Source organism: Bradyrhizobium sp. LB8.2 (assembly GCF_040548035.1).
Lineage (GTDB): Bacteria > Pseudomonadota > Alphaproteobacteria > Rhizobiales > Xanthobacteraceae > Bradyrhizobium.
The window spans coordinates 1-1,151 of the sequence record NZ_JBEPQV010000081.1 but is presented as its reverse complement, the minus strand read 5'-3'; the positions used below and the strand labels follow the sequence as shown (position 1 = coordinate 1,151).

2 protein-coding genes are annotated in these 1,151 nt (G+C 59.9%); both read left to right on the top strand.

Features of this window, described 5'->3' with window-relative positions; genetic code table 11:
- Positions 1–612 (top strand): flagellin (locus tag ABIB06_RS38835; protein WP_354053436.1); only part of this gene is annotated, 612 nt, incomplete at its 5' end.
- A gap of 358 nt (positions 613–970) precedes the next feature.
- Positions 971–1,151: flagellin N-terminal helical domain-containing protein (locus ABIB06_RS38830; RefSeq protein ID WP_502916611.1), on the top strand; the 181-nt coding region annotated here is incomplete at its 3' end.

Sequence of the window (1,151 nt, the reverse complement as noted above, 5' to 3'; positions counted from 1 at the left end):
TCGACCATCGGATCGAGCGCCGCAGGTGGTTCGATCGGCGGCACGCTCACTTCGGCGCTGACCTTCTCGACGGCTTCCAGCCCCGTCCAGGATACGGTTGCCCAGACGTCGCGTTCGAACCTGGTGTCTCAGTACAACAACATCCTGAACCAGATCGACACGACCTCGCAGGACTCCTCGTTCAACGGCGTCAATTTGTTGAACGGCGACCAGCTCAAGCTGGTGTTCGACGAGACCGGCAAGTCGAACCTCAGCATCACCGGCGTGACCTACAACTCCAAGGGTCTCGGCCTCGCTGCGTTGACCAGCGGTGTCGACTTCATCGACAACTCCGCGACCAACAAGGTGCTGTCGAACCTGAACGCCGCGTCGAGCACACTGCGCTCGGAAGCGTCGAGCCTCGGTTCGAACCTCTCGGTGGTGCAGGTTCGTCAGGACTTCAACAAGAGCCTGATCAACGTGTTGCAGACCGGTTCGTCCAACCTGACCCTGGCCGACACCAACACCGAAGCGGCGAACAGCCAGGCGCTGTCGACCCGCCAGTCGATCGCGGTCTCCGCGCTGTCGCTGGCCAACCAGTCGCAGCAGAGCGTGCTCCAGCTGCTCCGCTAACAAGCGGAAGACATCGCAAGCAAGATCCGGCGGCGGGGCTTCGGCTCCGCCGCTTTCTTTTTGCGACGGCATCAGAGTGCCGCTCGGCGAAGCGCAGACGATGCATTCGGATGCAGCCGATCGCTCACTCTGAGTTATGGTTGACAAGTCGCAAACGCCGGGTCGCTGCACGAAAAAGCGTCATCCTATCATGGCGATATGGGAGAACCGGATCCGGCTCCGATCGCTCGTATGGTGAATCTGCGCAAGGATTGGAGCGACACGCTTCATGCTTTGTTAGCCGTCTGTGTTCACGGTTCCGGCATCGATTAATCCTAATCGAAGTTTGTTGCGTTGCGTACCAGAAGGGTAACACTCAATGTCCGGTATCGTTCTCTCCTCGTCAGTTCGTCAGAACCTGCTCTCCCTCCAGTCCACCGCTGATCTTCTCGCCACCACGCAGAGCCGTCTGTCGACCGGCAAGAGCGTCAACTCGGCCCTGGACAATCCCACCAACTTCTTCACCGCGCAGTCGCTCGACAACCGCGCCAGCGACATCA